The following is a 15,541-nucleotide window of genomic DNA, read 5'->3' as shown; positions in this document are numbered from 1 at the left end:
AATCTTAATAAGAGAACTGTATGATCAATAAAATAAAAGGTTCAGTTTATATAATTCTAAATATTATTCTTGTAACAGGTTTTGTTTTCTTAAACGCTTGCAAAAAAAAACATGTTGAAAAAAAGAGACCCAAAAAGCCAAACATTATTTTAATAAATGTAGATGATTTAGGTTGGAAAGATCTTGGTTTTATGGGTAGTGAGTTTTACGAAACCCCTAATATTGATAAATTAGCCAACCAAGGTATGTATTTTACAAAAGCTTATGCTGGTGCAGCAAATTGTGCACCCAGTAGAGCGTGTTTACTGTCTGGTTTAAATACGCCAAGACATAATGTTTTTACGGTAAGTCCATCAACAAGAGGAGATGTACGTACACGAAAAATTATTCCTATAAAAAACACAAAGCATTTAACAAATACCGTTTATACGCTTCCAAAAATGTTAAAATCTGCAGGCTATATTACAAGTAATTTTGGGAAATGGCACGTAGGGAAAAACCCTTCTAAACAAGGAATAGATTACAATGTAGGTGGTAGTTCAAGAGGAAATCCAGGAAAAGGAGGATATTTTTCACCCTATAAAATAGATTTTATAGAAAATGGTCCAGATGGAGAGTATTTAACAGATAGATTAACTAACGAAGCTATTTCATTTGTAAAAAAACATAAAGATTCCTCATTTTTCTTGTATTTACCTTATTATGCCGTGCATACTCCAATAATGGGTAAAGAAAAATTAATTGAAAAATTTAAAAATAAAAAAGGTAAAAACGGTCAAAATAGAGCAGATTATGCAGCAATGATTGCTAGTGTTGATGAAAATATTGGTAAATTATTAAATACAATTTCTAGTTTAAAATTAGACGATAACACTTTGGTAATTTTTACTTCAGACAATGGTGGTGTTAGAGCCGTATCTCATCAAACACCTTTAAGAGCAGGAAAAGGATCGTATTACGAAGGTGGTATTCGTGTTCCGTTTATAGTAAAATGGCCAAAGCATATAATCGCTGGCAGCAAAAATACAAATATGGTAAGTCAATTGGATATTTATCCTACCTTACAAAACATTGTTAAACCAAAACAACAAGCTACCATTCTTGACGGTTTAGATATTTTACCTTTGTTAAAAGACACTACTAAAATTGTAAATCGCGATTTATTTTTTCACTTCCCCATTTATTTGCAATCATCTAATGCTAAGGTAGATAACGGAAGAGACCCATTGTTTAGAACTCGCCCTGGTTCTGTTGTAATTTCAGGAAAATGGAAGTTACACCACTATTTTGAAGATAATGCCATTGAGCTATATAATTTAGAAAATGATTTGGAAGAAAAACATAATTTGTCTAAAATCAATAGCAAAAAATCAAAAGAATTATCAAAAAAACTCAACAAATGGTGGGTTTCTATGGATGCGCCAATACCTAAAAAAAAGAACCCTAAGTATGATAAAAATTTTGAAAAAAATAAAATAATAAATACCTTGAAGTAATTTAAGTTCGTTATTTCTGAAAGATTATCTGAAAAGTAGATTTATCTATCATTTTAATCGAAATCGAAAAATATACAGATTTGATTATCATTTATAAAACCCTCAATTACAGTACAAATGGCAAGTATTTATACTTTTTATAGAGCCTCTTTATGTTATTAAATACTCAAGATTTAGAACCATATTTATCAGCTTAATTTTATTTTTTATACACTTTTTCACAAATGTTTTTCCATTTAGAGAAGATAATTTTAAAAGGTATATTCCTTGTTTTAAGCTACTAGCGTGAAGTTTAAAACTAATTCAGAACTATTTTCTTCTGATTTTTCAAATACCTTTTACCCTAATAAATTGTAAATCTTAAATTTGTAGGATATTGACTCTTTATGAGAGAGCGATATATTAAGTTCATTTTTTACAGGATGTGGAAATATTTTTAGCCTTTCAGTATTTGATATATCATCTAAAGATAAAGATTGATTTCTAAAAAACATACCATTCGATATTGTATTTTTCACCAACTCTGGTCTTTCTAATTGTAAGTTGATATTTGGGATAGCTTTTTTATTTTGTTGGTAATCTCGAATAGGATGGTAACCTGCTTTTAAAGAAATCGATTCTGAAATTTCAAAGCTGGTGTAGTTAAAATCATAGGGTCTTGATGCAGAGTTATCTTTTTTTCTAACTTGAAGTATCTTGTTGCGCATTTATTTTTTGAGTTCTGCTATAGAAGGGGCCAAATTAGTTCTCTATCGTGGGTCTTTAGCCTTTATCAACTTGTTTTGAATTTTCTTTCTTTAACGCTGGTAACATAAAAACACCGTCTGTAAATGTTAATTCAGCATCTTTATCAGCAAAAAATTTAAAATTTTTGAAGTCTTCATGTTGTCTTTCCTACAAACAAATTTAAAGTACTACGTTGAGTGTTTGAAGTAAAACTATCAATATTATTGTTACCATTAATAAAACTCCCAGTTTTCTTTTTGATATAGAGAAACTCCATCTCCATTTCCTGACCAAATAAAAGTTTGAGAAAATGAATGTGTACATAAAAAAGAAGATAATAAACAAACAAAAAATTGAAATTTCATGTTTCTATTTTTCTTTATGTTAGTTCTTTATAAGTTTAATAGACGTTGTTTTACCATTCAAATTTATTTTAGCAAAATAGAAACCTGATGCTAGGTTTGTTAAATCAATTGTTGCCTTTTTATCCTTTAAAATAAGTATAGATTTTAATACCAATACCCCAGTTTGATTATAAATTGCTAAATCTATTTTTTCTTTATTAGTTGGTATATAAAGTTTAAAAATTCCATTACTAGGATTTGGATACGCTTTTAATTTAAATGGTTTTGTAGTACTATTTGTTTCTGTACTGAGAGAATTTTCATTAATTTTAAAATCTAGAATACCACTTCCATACGTAGCAAAGCGAACTATATTTTTTGATGGAATAAATTTAACACTAGTCCATTCTACAAGTTCTGGTACTTCTGGACCTGTCATTTTAAACCAACGATCTTGATCTACTGCATAAACCCATGGACCATTATTTGTTGCTGCAAAAATATATTTTCCATTGGGCGATGCATCTAAACTTGTAATTCTAGTTACAGATAATCCTGTAGAATGGTTTGTAAATGAAATACCACCATCTTTAGAAATTAAAAAATAATTCCCTTTTCCTGCATAATACACTGTGTTTTCTTCTGTAGGGCTATCTAAAATTACGGTTTTACGTTTTTTATGTGAATTTTCTTGTCCTGGCCAAACTCCTGTATAAGTCGATTTTTTAAACGTGTTTCCACCATCTTTAGAATACATAAATGGACCTGATTTTAACCCAACATACCACAAGTTTGTATTTAATTTTGAATATGCAAAACTAATAATAGGTTCGCCAAAATTATAAGGATGCGTTGTTTTTACAATAGTATTTCCGTTATAAGTAAACTTATCTAAACTATTACCTGTAGCTACGTAAACAGCGTCTTCATTTTTGTTTGGAGAACCTATCATACTAGATGCCCACCAATTGCCATAAAAATCTTTTTTAGTTATATTATTCTGTCCACCACCGTTAACAACATCGTTTCGTCCAATAGTTCCATAGTAGTACCAATACCAAATAGAAGATTCATTTTTGGCTAGTGCAACTCTTAAAATATCTGTTGGTGCTTCTTTATAAGCTTCAAACAAATTATCATTGGTTTTGTTGTCAATAATACCTTGGCTTCCACGATCTTGATTAGCAGTATAAATTTTATTGTGAGTATCTGTAGCTACCATATCATAACACATCATTACTGGACTTCCGCTATTTACAGAAACCCATGATTCCCAATCTGATGAATTTGATGTATAATAACTACCAAAGTCCATACCAACAAATGTAAAATTACTGCCATCTTCTTCATCATATGTTTTCATGTGTTGTAAGTCCCAAACATAGTTGTCGTGAAGTTCATGAGCTCCTTTTGGATTTACATTCCAAGTAGCACCATAATCTTTAGACATAAAAATATTTACAAATCCTTTAAAACAAATATTGGGTTGTGTAGGGTGAATTTCCTCGAGATTTCTTCCGCTATTTCCAGCAGTTTTCGTCCAATTAAGTCCTTCATCACTTGAATAAAAAATATTATTTTTTCCATGACTGATGTAGAAATGAGTAACACCATTTACTAAAGTACCATGCACTGTATCTAGACCCCACATTTTTTGAACAGCATCAAATAATAATGAAAAGTCGTCATCTTCTTTATCCATTTTATAAATAGAAAGTTTAGCATCACTTTTTCTGCGGGCAAAGCAATATACACTATTACTGTTGTGAGGTTTAGAAATTTGTACAACATAATCTGATTGTTTAAAGCTTAAGCTAGATACTGTATAGTTTAATCCATAGTCTGAAGATATGTATATATGATCGTATCCAATACCATTATTATATTTACCTCCATGAGCTACAATTCTTCTACCTGTTTCTGTTTTTGTAACAAGTGTTTTAAAGTTCCAAGAATTTTGAAAATATGCACCGTTTGCTGTGGTCCATGTTCTGCCTTCATCATCAGAAAACTCCATACCTCCATTATTTTGTTGGTTAAGTAATCTAAAAGCACCACTTGGTAAGTTTATACCATTAAAATCGTTACCCTTAAAGTTCTTTTTATGGTTTTTTAATATCCAACTTGTTTTTTTTGATTCATCAATTTTATACAAATGGCCAGCATAAGATACCACGTAAAGCTCTTTATTTACAGGGTCGTAAACAGAACCATCAGCTCTAAACCCGTTATTATTATTTCTCCAACCTTTTGTTAAAATATTTTTTTGTTGCCAACTTCCAGAAATTTTATTGTTAGCATAAACATGTTCTTCAACTTTGTTTATTGTGGTGTATTTTGATATGTTGTTTAGTTCATTTACAGTTTTTTGATATTTTGTAAACTGATATCCAGAAGCTTCTAATTTTTTTCTTTTTTCTAAATAAACAAGTAGTTCTTTAGCCGTTAATTTTGATGGGACAAAAGCTGGTACTTTAACAAAGTCGTCTTCTTTCAATGCACGCTCGTATGCCTCTTCTTCTTCACTTTCCTCTTCTCTATCATAATTTTCTTCAAAAGTTGTAGAATTAGAATTGTTAGTAGTGTTTTTTGTTATAAAATAAGTTACAGCTAATAATATACAAACTGAAAATAGTAATTGGTAATTTTTTTTCATGACTATGTTTTAAAAGTTTGTAATGTATAAAACCTAAAAGTCATAAACAGAAAAGGTAGTTTCAAATAAGGGGTTTAAATGTTGCTTAATTAAAAAACCACTGCTTTTTACTAATAGATATTTTAAAGCCCTTTATTCGTAAATACAAAAACAAATAACAAGGAAGAACAAAAGAAAGATTAACTCCAGAATTAGTAACAATTACACAAAGTGTGAAAATCATTAGATTTTTTTTATGCATTTACATATTTCATTAAAAATCTACTTCCTAAAAGTAGACATAACTGCAATATTTTAGTTTTGTAGTGAGAAATTTTTTGTTCTTCAACTGTGCTCTAAAAAACAGAAACTAACGCAACAACTTATTAAAATTCCACCCATTAACATTGCATTCGTTTCCGTAATATTCTTGATTGCTTTCTGTTCCCAGATCATCGAAATAAATGATGCCTACTTCATTTTATAATGTAATCTTGGTTTGCTGTATTTGTGTATAACATCGTAACCCTATTTTATGAACTCGAAACTTACTTCTAATTAGAGTTAATTCATCGGAAAATCTTATGAGTTATTTTCATAAAAAAATTTATAATAATTTGGGTTTACCACTTTACCAATCCTTTACCACTAAAATAATCGCTGTATCTCTTGCTATTGTTGAGGTTTACCAGCTTTACCACGTTTACCACCCCCTATAAGTATTAATATATTCTGAGGGTAATTCCCCAAACAGCGAGTTAAATCTGATGACCTTATATAAGATGTCGATAGTTGTGGGAAGCTTTTACGTTATATATAATAAGGAAACAACCCCCAACTGTTGTACATATTTAGATCTATTAACTCATTAAAAAATTAAATTTATATGAGTAACAACAGTTATTATTATTTTGCAACACATCTTAAAAATAGTGATATAATTTATAAATTAGAAGCTGGTTCAGATTACGAAAACCTAGAGGACTCCATTCAAGAAAAGCTATCACAATTAGCAAAAGGTTATTATTCGAGAGATAAAAGTTTCTCTACAGAAAAGTATTGTCTAGACTTTATAGAAAGTAATAAAGAGCTTTTAAAAGCATCAATTGATGAACTTGAAACAGAGGGGTTAAAGAATTTCCTAGTCAATTATATTGGATATTCAAATGGGTGGAATTCTAGTACAAGATCATATGGAAAGAACAGTAAGAAAACTGCAAACAAAATATCAGAACAAGCCCTGATTAAAGAAATGACAGATCCTAGAGCATCTATCAAAAAATTATTAGATGCAGCAAGAGGAAACCTCAGCGTGGTAAAACCATACCTTCCTGCCATAATGATTTCTTTAAATACCAATACCAGAGATAAATCAATTATGAAATTTGAACATACAGGTAGATTTTGTTTTGATATTGATAAATTAGAAAATACTAATGAAGCTTTAAAATGGCTGAATCAAATTTGGAAAGGAACAAAAAACATCAAACCCTACATGGCCTTTGTTTCTCCTAGAGGAAAAGGTGTTAAAGTGTTCTGTAAGGTGGATGCCACTTCAAAAAAATTTAAAAAAGACTTTACTTCAGAAGACAGAAAATCTGTAATGAAACATCATAAGATTTGGTATGAAGGAGCACGAAAAGAAATTGTTGCTGCTTTTCCTGAATTGGAAGAAAAGTTTGATGAATCTACAAAGGATCCACAGCGATTAACTTATATCCCTTTTATTGCAGATCAGAATAATCATTTTAAATATGATGCTAATAAATTTTCTAACTATTCCATCATTGCTAAAAATGAAAAGAATTTTCAAAATAAAGAACTCGAAAAGAAGATTGCTTTAAAAGCAGAGGATATCAAAAAGATAAAGCAAGAGAAAAATATCACATCAGATAAAGAAGCCTATAAGTTTCTCTTAAAAAACAAATCATTAGATTTTGATGTCGATTTCGAAAAAGAAAAGCTAATTAAAACGATTGATTTTATTGAAGATCTAGCAACAAAAGATATTAGAATTGATAATTGGGTGAATGAAAAATTTAATGATTATCATACCCTTATGAAAATTAGCTGGCCACTTTATGGAGTATTTGGTGATGATGGTATTGAGCAAATAAAACGACTCATTCCGTCGGATTCTAATAAGTTAGATGAAGAACATAATGACTATCGTTGGGCTTTAAAATCTTCTGAAGATTATAGCGAACAAGAATTAGCTAATTTAACTCCAGCAGCTTTTTATAAATTAGTTAGAGAGCAGGATAAAATAAAAGATTATTTAAATGAAAACTACTCTTTTAATTCTAACGATATAAAGCAATTCAAAATTTTAAGAGATCTTTATGAGACCTATATTCGCAATAAAAAACGCTATGAAAATAATGAAGACGAGGCAGATTTAGCTGAATTTATGGATGAATTAACAGTATATTTAGATAAAAAGAGAACACGACTTCCTCTAATTGAACAATTGGAAAATTTGGAACCAGAAATTCAATTAGAGCCTAATGAGTATCTTAATAAAAATAAAATGGAAGATCTTTTTCAAAATAATTATAATGACAAGAGAGTCTTCTATTTACGAAGTCAATGCGGTGCAATCTAACTACAGTGCCGTCTCAAGATGGAAATCTTGAGTAATAAAACCTTTGAATTCAGGGAAGGCTAACCATATTTATCATCTTGTAGATAAATGATGTATGCTAATCCTGAGCTAAGCCTATCAGTTAATATATCTGTGTGCAAAGGTTTGGGGGATCATTTGCTTTATATATAATAAGGCACAAGCCCCCAACTATTGTATCCTTTTTAATTTAATTTGATTTGAAAGTGCAGAGACTATCCCGAAACTCGATTTGAAAATCGATGTATTCATTACAGGGAGTACGCCCAAGTGGGTGGAAGCGGAGGTTACCTAGAACAGGTAAAGATATAGTCCGATCTTATAGGAAACTATGAGCTGGAGAGGCATGACCTTTTCCGGGTAAGAAGTAACGCATCTTACTGAACAACCAATGACTGGAAAAAATAGTATTGCCGGTCACCCAAAATACAAATTGTCGGGGAGAGTAGTATTAGCTAGTCCATTCCAATCAATTTGTAATCAAACAGCCAAATCAGCATGGGATGAAGGAAATAGACCTGATCAACTTTTTGTTCATTCTAAAATCGAAATGCTATGTGAAACCTTCAAAAAAAAAGAGGATGAACCCCTTAAAATCAATATCGAGACCACACTTAAAGATAAAGATCTGCCTACATCAAAGGAATTGGTAGTACACAGCACCTATGATCAAATCCTGAATTTAAACCATAAACAGATGGAAACATTTGATTATATTTTTATTGATGAGGTACACACTTTTCCAAATAGCCTCAACTATAGAGCTGAAGTGATTGGAAATTTTATATATCATTTACTAGATTTTGTTGCCAGTAAACCCAAAAGTAAAACGAAGATAATTTTTATGTCTGGGACACCTAGCGTAGAGTATTTAGTGATACAAGATCTCATGCAAGATTTTAAAATTAAGCATCTATATCAAGTAATAAAAATAGCAAAGGAATATAAAGCTAAACCAAAAATAAAACTGATGCATCTCGATACTCGTACAGATGTTGAAAGAACAGATGCTGTAATTTCTCAAATAAATACTTATTTAAAAGAAGGGAGAAAAGTATGTCATATTTTTAATAAAAAGGCAAGTATGGATAACCATATCAGAGAAATTCAGAAAAAATTAGGAGAACATTTAAAAATAGGGCTATTCTATTCAGGCTCTAATGGCGAGTGTACTAATAATATTCTTTCAGGAAAATTCGATGATTATGACGTTGTTCTAGCAACAACTTATTTCTTTAATGGATTAAATATTAATAGTGACAACCTTTCAGAAGATGATCTTAAACAAGGAAAAACCTCTACACAGAAATATGGAGTAGTTATTGATCTTGGCAAACAGCATACTAAAATAAATGCTATAGATGCTATTCAAGCCATGAATAGATTTAGAAATAGACAGTCACGCTGCACTGTGTTTTTACCTCCTTTATTTAAAGATGATTCAAAGCATCCAACAAGAAAATTTAATTATGGAAATACTGGAAGTATAGCTTTAGGACTCAATAGATTTAACTATCCAATACTAACAAATTGCAAAAATGCAAAAACTTTTATAGCAGAGAAAAAAGAGGATGAAGTGAAAATTTATTCGAGAGAAATGATTCGAAATAACCCTGAATCTGTATCCATGATTGCTATCGATCAATTAACTACACAGGAAAAAAATAGGAAATGTATTTTAGACAAATTTGAAGGTCAACTGAGTATTTATGATGATTGGTTTCATTCAATAGATGGTTATCATTATTTAGCACAAGAAGCTGGATTCTTATCGATTATTTGGAATAAAACTATTGGTGAACCTCTGAAGAAAATGACAAAAGATCAAATTGATATAGAAAATAAAGTTGTGAGTAATTTTATTAATGATCATAAAGCTTTAAATTATTTACAAAATCAATTAGAACCAGATAAAAGAATTCTTGTACGAGCTTCCAATGTTGTAACTGATCCTCAAAGCGATAAATTAGGTAATTTTCATGTGGTGGATAGGCGAAATGGAAAATATATTGTGGAAGGAGATTTCCATTATTCTCATGAAAGAATGTTGAATCAATTAATATCTAGCCATTTAAGTTTCGCTTATTGGTATGGGCCTGAAAAAGGAATAGTACTTTTGCGTTATTCAACAAATCCTAAAAAGAGCTTACTTGCTAATAACAGTAAAAGATATATAGATGCTATCACAACTTATGTACAGCAATGTAGAGCTTGTGCAAGTCCATATAATTTAAGAGGCAAAAACTTTTTTAAGGCATTAGATACTTTATCCGATAAAGACATCGGTATTATAAAATGTGAATCACCTCTAGAGGTAACCCTGACTATTAAAAGTGAAACGTTATCAAAATCAATTCGAGATATGTGGGCTAAACAGCAATATGATAGGATTCATTTTAATATAAAAAATTTAAATGGGTGGAATAAAAATGAATTATCAGATTATTATGATAATCCAGAGCAATTAAAAAAACAGGATATTGAAGAATTGAACAATGAGTTAAAATATCTCTGTTACTACACTCCATTAAAATATGACAAAACAGGAAAGATAAAATCATATGAAACCTTTATCATTCCTAAAGTGTTGTATAGTGAATACCTAATTAAAGTATGGGAAAAAGAAGAGAAACCCGTTTGTCCTGAATTATCCAATCTAGAGAATAACAAAAAAGAATTGGATAGGTTTTGTGAAGATGTTCTGGATAAATTAAATATTTATACAAAATCTAAAAATTCCAGTATCCCATCTTTTTTAGAAAACTATACTAAGCTGAAAAATTTTTTAATAGATAAGAAAATACAAGACTGTATTGATTATGTACAATCTTTACAAACAAATAAAATTAATAATATATTAATGACAGAAATACTCAACAAACTAAGCCATGATCTAAGTAAATTAGATAACCTTTTACTGACTGCTTTTAAAACAGCAGAATACACAACGCATGAAGATCTTAAAAACTTAGGATATAATCCTTTTATAAAAAATGTGTTTTTATGCAAGGAAGACTTTAAACTGGAAAGTCTAAATGAAGAGCTAACTTTTAATCTAAAAGGCAAAAGTGAACATGAAATTTACGATAGCATCAAAGCTAACGATAATACATTCATTAAGTCAAAAAGAAATTCATATGATAACAGTACAGTGAAAGATTGTTTTATAGTGCTGGATAAAAATTCTGATATTATTTTTTCAAACTTCTCTTGTAGCAAAGCGATTGGGTTCTTGTGTAACTATGGCTCAAATTCTAAAAATGATAAATTCGTTATGAAGGACGGTTCTGTGCCAAAAAGAGAGTTTAATAAAGGGGTTTACAATCCAAATACATTTCGAAGAGATTATTATAACAATAGCAATAATAGTAAAACATTAAAGAATTATAGTATAAAAATTCATCCTGTTAAAGTGAAAGATTATGTTGATTATGTAAAATCTCTTAAAACTAAAACGTCAAAAAAAAGTATAAAAAATTAGTGAAATCTTAGACTATAACTGAGTTCTACTAAGTGTATTCTATAGAAACTCTGGAGTCCATGTAAATGATTATGTTCAATCCCTACTTAAAATTTATTAGAAAACAAACCAACCCATATCGGGTTGGTTTTCTCTTCTTTAATGCAAAACGTTTTTTCTTTTTCTCCTCCAGATTAACAATAGTTTGCAGCCATCACTTATCATTCTTGAAATTAATTCGTTTGCACAATCTTTCTGTTCCATATTATATATGTTTTTATGATTATTTTTATAAGGTTTTTAAAAAATGCAAAAGTCCTGAAAAACTTAAGTATCAAAAGTTCTAAATAAAATAGAAATACTAAGTATTTTGCGTAATCTGATAATTCACTAAATAATGTTATAACTTATCTCCTGTTCAATACGAAAAGTTAATTGTTAAGATTTTTAATAAGAGGAGAGCCTTGCTTCAATTTTTAAGAATATATGAAAAGTCTAATTTGTTGTACCTATGTTGTACCTAATGAAAAAAGCCTTTCAAAGAAAAATCTTGAAAAGCCTTTTAGTACTCAAGGTGGGAATCGAACCCACACTCTCGAAAGAACTGGATTTTGAATCCAGCGCGTCTACCAATTCCGCCACTTGAGCTTCTTTAAATTGGTTTGCAAATTTACTAAATATTTTTAACTTATAATGAGAAAATTTAATTTCAAACTCAATAAATTATTTCTACTTTTGTGAACTCACAACAACACTACAAAAATCATATCTTATGATCATCAGCTCTCTTGCACCAAAACTTTTTGGTTGCAGACAAAGTACAGTTTTAGCCCACAAAATAGCCAAAGAATATAATACAGAGTTAGGAAACGTAATAACTACTTACTTTAGTGATGGAGAATTTCAGCCAGCATTCGAAGAATCAGTTCGTGGAAGACGTGTATTTATAATTGGTTCTACTTTTCCTAATGCAGACAACTTAATGGAAATGTTACTAATGTTAGACGCTGCTAAAAGAGCTTCTGCAAGACACATTACAGCTGTTATGCCATATTTTGGTTGGGCAAGACAAGATAGAAAAGACAAACCTAGAGTAGCTATAGGAGCAAAATTGGTCGCAAAATTACTAGAATCTGCTGGTGCAACAAGAATAATGACAATGGATTTACATGCAGATCAAATTCAAGGTTTTTTTGAAAAACCTGTAGATCATCTTTTTGCCTCTACTATTTTTATGCCATATATAGAAAGCTTAAATTTAGAAAATTTAACCATTGCATCACCAGATATGGGTGGTTCTAAAAGAGCATATGCTTATTCAAAACATTTACTTTCTGATGTTGTAATTTGTTATAAACAAAGAAAAAAAGCCAATGTAATTGGTCATATGGAACTAATTGGTGATGTAGAAGGTAAAAATGTAGTACTGGTTGATGATATGATTGATACTGGAGGCACTTTAGCTCATGCAGCAAATTTAATGAAAGAAAGAGGAGCCGAAAGTGTGCGTGCCATATGTACACATCCTATTCTCTCTGGAGGAGCTTATGAAAAAATTGAAAACTCTGCCTTAACAGAATTAATTGTTTCTGACACAATACCTTTAAAACAAGAGACATCTAAAATAAAAGTTGTATCTTGCGCCCCATTATTTGCGAATGTTATGCACAAAGTGCAAGATAACACGTCAATTAGTGGACAATTTTTAATGTAAATTTTTAATAAAAAGTAATGAAATCAATTACAATTAAAGGATCAAAAAGAGAAAGCGTGGGCAAAGTAGCTACTAAAGCCTTACGTAATGCTGGAATGGTTCCTTGCGTTATATACGGAGGAGAAACACCAATTCACTTTTCAGCAGAAGAAAAAGCGTTTAAAAACTTGGTGTATACTCCAAATGTATACACAGCAAGTATTAATGTTGATGGACAAAAAGTAAATGCAATTTTACAAGACATTCAATTTCACCCTGTAAGTGATAAAATCTTGCACGTAGATTTTTATCAATTATTTGATGATAAAGAAATTACAATGAACATTCCTGTTCGTTTGGTAGGTAAGTCTAAAGGTGTTGCAATCGGTGGTGCTTTACGTCACAATGTTCGTAAAATGAAGGTAAAAGCTTTACCTGCTAATTTACCAGATTTTATTGAAGCAGATATTACCGAATTACAAATCGGAAATAAATTATATGTTACTGCTTTAAAAAACGATAATTTTACGATTATGCACCCAGATAATACTGTAGTTGCTCAGGTAAGAATGTCTCGTAACGCTAGTAAAGTAGAAACTACAGAAGAAGAGTCTTAAAAAAGACTACAACAATTTTTTATCAAGCGTTACTTACTAGTAACGCTTTTTTTTATTTTAATTTTATTTAAAATCTATTTTCCTAAACGTATTTTGGTTTAAAAACAACCTTACATATATCAGAATAAGATATTATTTTTGCATAATGAAACTCAAAAACTTCTTTTTTAAAATATTTAAACTTAAAAGAGAAACTAAAGAAGAATTAATGAAAAAGTTTTTAATTGTTGGCCTAGGAAATATTGGCGATAAATACACAAATACACGTCATAATATTGGTTTTAAAATTGTTGATGAAGTTGCTCAAGAACATAATGCTACTTTTGAAACTGAAAAATTAGGTGATGTTGCTACATTTCGTTTTAAAGGCAGAACTTTTATCCTACTAAAACCTAGTACCTATATGAATTTAAGTGGAAAAGCACTTAAATATTGGATGCAAAAAGAAAACATTGAAATCGATAATATATTGGTTGTTACTGATGATTTAAACATCGATTTTGGCACCATTAGAATTAAAGCAAAAGGTAGTGATGGTGGCCATAATGGACTTAAAGACATTCAAGAAAAATTAGGTACAAATAAATATCCAAGATTTCGTTTTGGTGTAGGTGCTAATTATTCTAAAGGAAGACAAGTAGATTATGTACTTGGCGAATGGAATAAAGAAGAAATAAGCCAATTGATAGAGCGTTTACCAACATCAGCCAAAGCAATTACTTCTTTTGGCACTGCTGGTTTAGCAAATACAATGAATACTTTTAACGGAAAATAATTGTCTAAAATCAACTAAAAAATCAGAAAAACTAAAGAAATAACTTTTCTGATTTTTTATGTTACATTTTACTCGTTTCTAGTAAAACCTATATTTAGCGTTTTATAAATAGTATTAGAGCCTTCAGCAGTTTCGCTATCTTGTGTAATACTTATAATATTTTCGGTAAATGTTTCAATATTAAATGTACCTTCTAAAAAATCTCCAGTTGTTGGAGCAAAGTTAATGGTGTTGTTTAAAGTATTGATTTGATATGTACCTTCTGAATCTATAGTTAACAGCACTTCGTCTGTTGTGGTTGACCCTCCATTTGGTGTAGTAGTTTTTATCTCTCTGAATAATCCACTAACCTTATAAGTTCCGCTTGCTGTAATATCAAATGAAATTTGAAAATTTGCACCAACAATTGTTGATGTAGCCAAATCTACAACTGCTCCAGAAGAAGAGGTTGCTGTTTCGCTTTCGTTACCAGTTAAACTACTTACTTCGTAACTCCCTGCAATATTTGCATTCGATAATAAATATTGTGGTTCATTATCAGTATCGCTACAACTTAAAACGCTTAACGATAAAAAAAGTATGAAAATAAATTTAAGATTTTTCATAAGAATAAATTTTTGTCAAATATAACGTGTAAATCCTAACACTATTGTGTTTAAATGTTACCAATTTGCTAAAACTAATTTTCGCTAGCAAACCATTCTGCAAAACTAGTATCTGTTTCTTGCAACTTAATAGAGTGTAATTTAATGTTCTCTGGCAAACGTTTTTTTATTTTTTTAGCAAAATCAATCACCATCATTTCACTAGTTGGTTGGTAATCTACTAAAATAACATGGTGCCCTCTATCACTTAATTCTTTGGCTAATTCTACATGTGGTGTATTCTTATTAAATACTGTTGCATGGTCAAAAACATCAACAACCTCTTCGTTAACAATCTTTTTTAAATCGCCAAAATCGATTACCATACCAAACTTTACATTGTTGCTGTCTTTAATTGGTTTTCCAGAAACGGTTACAGAAAGTTTATAAGAATGGCCATGAACATTTTTACACTTGCCATCATAACCATATAATGCGTGTCCTGTTTCAAAATTAAACTGTTTGGTAATTCTAATTGTACTCATTAACGTCTGTTTCTAAATTTGTTGTAAAAGTATGTAATAACTA

General features: G+C 30.0%; 11 protein-coding genes and 1 tRNA gene. 6 read left to right on the top strand and 6 right to left on the bottom strand.

Annotation, left to right across the window (positions count from 1 at the left end; genetic code table 11):
• Positions 1-20: 20 nt before the first annotated feature.
• A complete protein-coding gene (locus ACWYN7_RS11635; protein WP_462860132.1) occupies positions 21-1,496 on the top strand; it encodes a sulfatase in 1,476 nt (491 codons plus the stop codon).
• A gap of 338 nt (positions 1,497-1,834) precedes the next feature.
• On the opposite strand, the gene ACWYN7_RS11630 is transcribed toward ACWYN7_RS11635, so the two are convergent.
• From ACWYN7_RS11630 to ACWYN7_RS11620, 3 genes are all read right to left on the bottom strand, one after another.
• Complete coding sequence (locus ACWYN7_RS11630) at positions 1,835-2,203, bottom strand: hypothetical protein (RefSeq protein ID WP_462860131.1); 369 nt, start codon at positions 2,201-2,203, stop codon at positions 1,835-1,837.
• 252 nt (positions 2,204-2,455) lie between these two features.
• On the bottom strand, positions 2,456-2,587 hold the full coding sequence (locus ACWYN7_RS11625; RefSeq protein WP_462860130.1) for a hypothetical protein: 132 nt from the start codon (positions 2,585-2,587) through the stop codon (positions 2,456-2,458).
• Between the two features lie 19 nt (positions 2,588-2,606).
• Entirely contained in the window at positions 2,607-5,222 is a 2,616-nt protein-coding gene (locus ACWYN7_RS11620) for a T9SS type A sorting domain-containing protein (protein WP_462860129.1), read from the bottom strand.
• A gap of 865 nt (positions 5,223-6,087) precedes the next feature.
• On the opposite strand from ACWYN7_RS11620, the gene ACWYN7_RS11615 reads away from it, so the two are divergent.
• Both ACWYN7_RS11615 and ACWYN7_RS11610 read left to right on the top strand, forming a co-directional pair.
• Positions 6,088-7,806, top strand: a complete 1,719-nt coding sequence (locus tag ACWYN7_RS11615) for a BT4734/BF3469 family protein (protein ID WP_462860128.1) — start codon at positions 6,088-6,090, stop codon at positions 7,804-7,806.
• A 409-nt stretch (positions 7,807-8,215) separates the two neighbouring features.
• Positions 8,216-11,305, top strand: coding sequence for a DEAD/DEAH box helicase family protein (locus ACWYN7_RS11610; RefSeq protein ID WP_462860127.1), 3,090 nt, complete (start codon positions 8,216-8,218; stop codon positions 11,303-11,305).
• Positions 11,306-11,850: 545 nt separating this feature from the next.
• On the opposite strand, the gene ACWYN7_RS11605 is transcribed toward ACWYN7_RS11610, so the two are convergent.
• Positions 11,851-11,932, bottom strand: a tRNA-Leu gene (locus ACWYN7_RS11605).
• A 124-nt stretch (positions 11,933-12,056) separates the two neighbouring features.
• On the opposite strand from ACWYN7_RS11605, the gene ACWYN7_RS11600 reads away from it, so the two are divergent.
• The 3 genes from ACWYN7_RS11600 to pth all read left to right on the top strand — a co-directional run bounded on the left by ACWYN7_RS11600 (position 12,057) and on the right by pth (position 14,369).
• Positions 12,057-12,998 carry a ribose-phosphate pyrophosphokinase gene (locus ACWYN7_RS11600; protein ID WP_462860126.1) on the top strand — a complete coding sequence of 314 codons (942 nt, stop codon included), beginning with the start codon at positions 12,057-12,059 and terminating at the stop codon, positions 12,996-12,998.
• Positions 12,999-13,015: 17 nt separating this feature from the next.
• Positions 13,016-13,594: a 50S ribosomal protein L25/general stress protein Ctc gene (locus ACWYN7_RS11595; RefSeq protein ID WP_462860125.1), complete on the top strand. Its 579-nt coding sequence runs from the start codon at positions 13,016-13,018 to the stop codon at positions 13,592-13,594.
• A 145-nt stretch (positions 13,595-13,739) separates the two neighbouring features.
• Complete coding sequence (pth, locus tag ACWYN7_RS11590; RefSeq protein ID WP_462860124.1) at positions 13,740-14,369, top strand: aminoacyl-tRNA hydrolase; 630 nt, start codon at positions 13,740-13,742, stop codon at positions 14,367-14,369.
• Between the two features lie 68 nt (positions 14,370-14,437).
• Here pth and ACWYN7_RS11585 read toward each other — a convergent pair whose 3' ends face one another.
• Positions 14,438-14,974 (bottom strand): hypothetical protein, encoded by a 537-nt coding sequence (locus ACWYN7_RS11585; protein ID WP_462860123.1) that lies wholly within the window; start codon positions 14,972-14,974, stop codon positions 14,438-14,440.
• Positions 14,975-15,048: 74 nt separating this feature from the next.
• Complete coding sequence (locus ACWYN7_RS11580) at positions 15,049-15,498, bottom strand: 6-pyruvoyl trahydropterin synthase family protein (RefSeq protein WP_462860122.1); 450 nt, start codon at positions 15,496-15,498, stop codon at positions 15,049-15,051.
• Positions 15,499-15,541: the final 43 nt, after the last annotated feature.

Source organism: Polaribacter sp. M10 (assembly GCF_054968445.1).
The sequence above is the reverse complement of the archived record's forward strand: the minus strand, read 5'-3'. Positions and strand labels throughout refer to the sequence as shown.

Coding starts and splice junctions, on each gene's coding strand:
- ACWYN7_RS11585 (WP_462860123.1), bottom strand. CDS start 14,974: ATGAAAAATCTTAAATTTATTTTCATACTTTTTTTATCGTTAAGCGTT.
- ACWYN7_RS11600 (WP_462860126.1), top strand. CDS start 12,057: ATGATCATCAGCTCTCTTGCACCAAAACTTTTTGGTTGCAGACAAAGT.
- ACWYN7_RS11635 (WP_462860132.1), top strand. CDS start 21: ATGATCAATAAAATAAAAGGTTCAGTTTATATAATTCTAAATATTATT.
- ACWYN7_RS11580 (WP_462860122.1), bottom strand. CDS start 15,498: ATGAGTACAATTAGAATTACCAAACAGTTTAATTTTGAAACAGGACAC.
- ACWYN7_RS11595 (WP_462860125.1), top strand. CDS start 13,016: ATGAAATCAATTACAATTAAAGGATCAAAAAGAGAAAGCGTGGGCAAA.
- pth (WP_462860124.1), top strand. CDS start 13,740: ATGAAACTCAAAAACTTCTTTTTTAAAATATTTAAACTTAAAAGAGAA.
- ACWYN7_RS11630 (WP_462860131.1), bottom strand. CDS start 2,203: ATGCGCAACAAGATACTTCAAGTTAGAAAAAAAGATAACTCTGCATCA.
- ACWYN7_RS11615 (WP_462860128.1), top strand. CDS start 6,088: ATGAGTAACAACAGTTATTATTATTTTGCAACACATCTTAAAAATAGT.
- ACWYN7_RS11610 (WP_462860127.1), top strand. CDS start 8,216: ATGACTGGAAAAAATAGTATTGCCGGTCACCCAAAATACAAATTGTCG.
- ACWYN7_RS11625 (WP_462860130.1), bottom strand. CDS start 2,587: ATGAAATTTCAATTTTTTGTTTGTTTATTATCTTCTTTTTTATGTACA.
- ACWYN7_RS11620 (WP_462860129.1), bottom strand. CDS start 5,222: ATGAAAAAAAATTACCAATTACTATTTTCAGTTTGTATATTATTAGCT.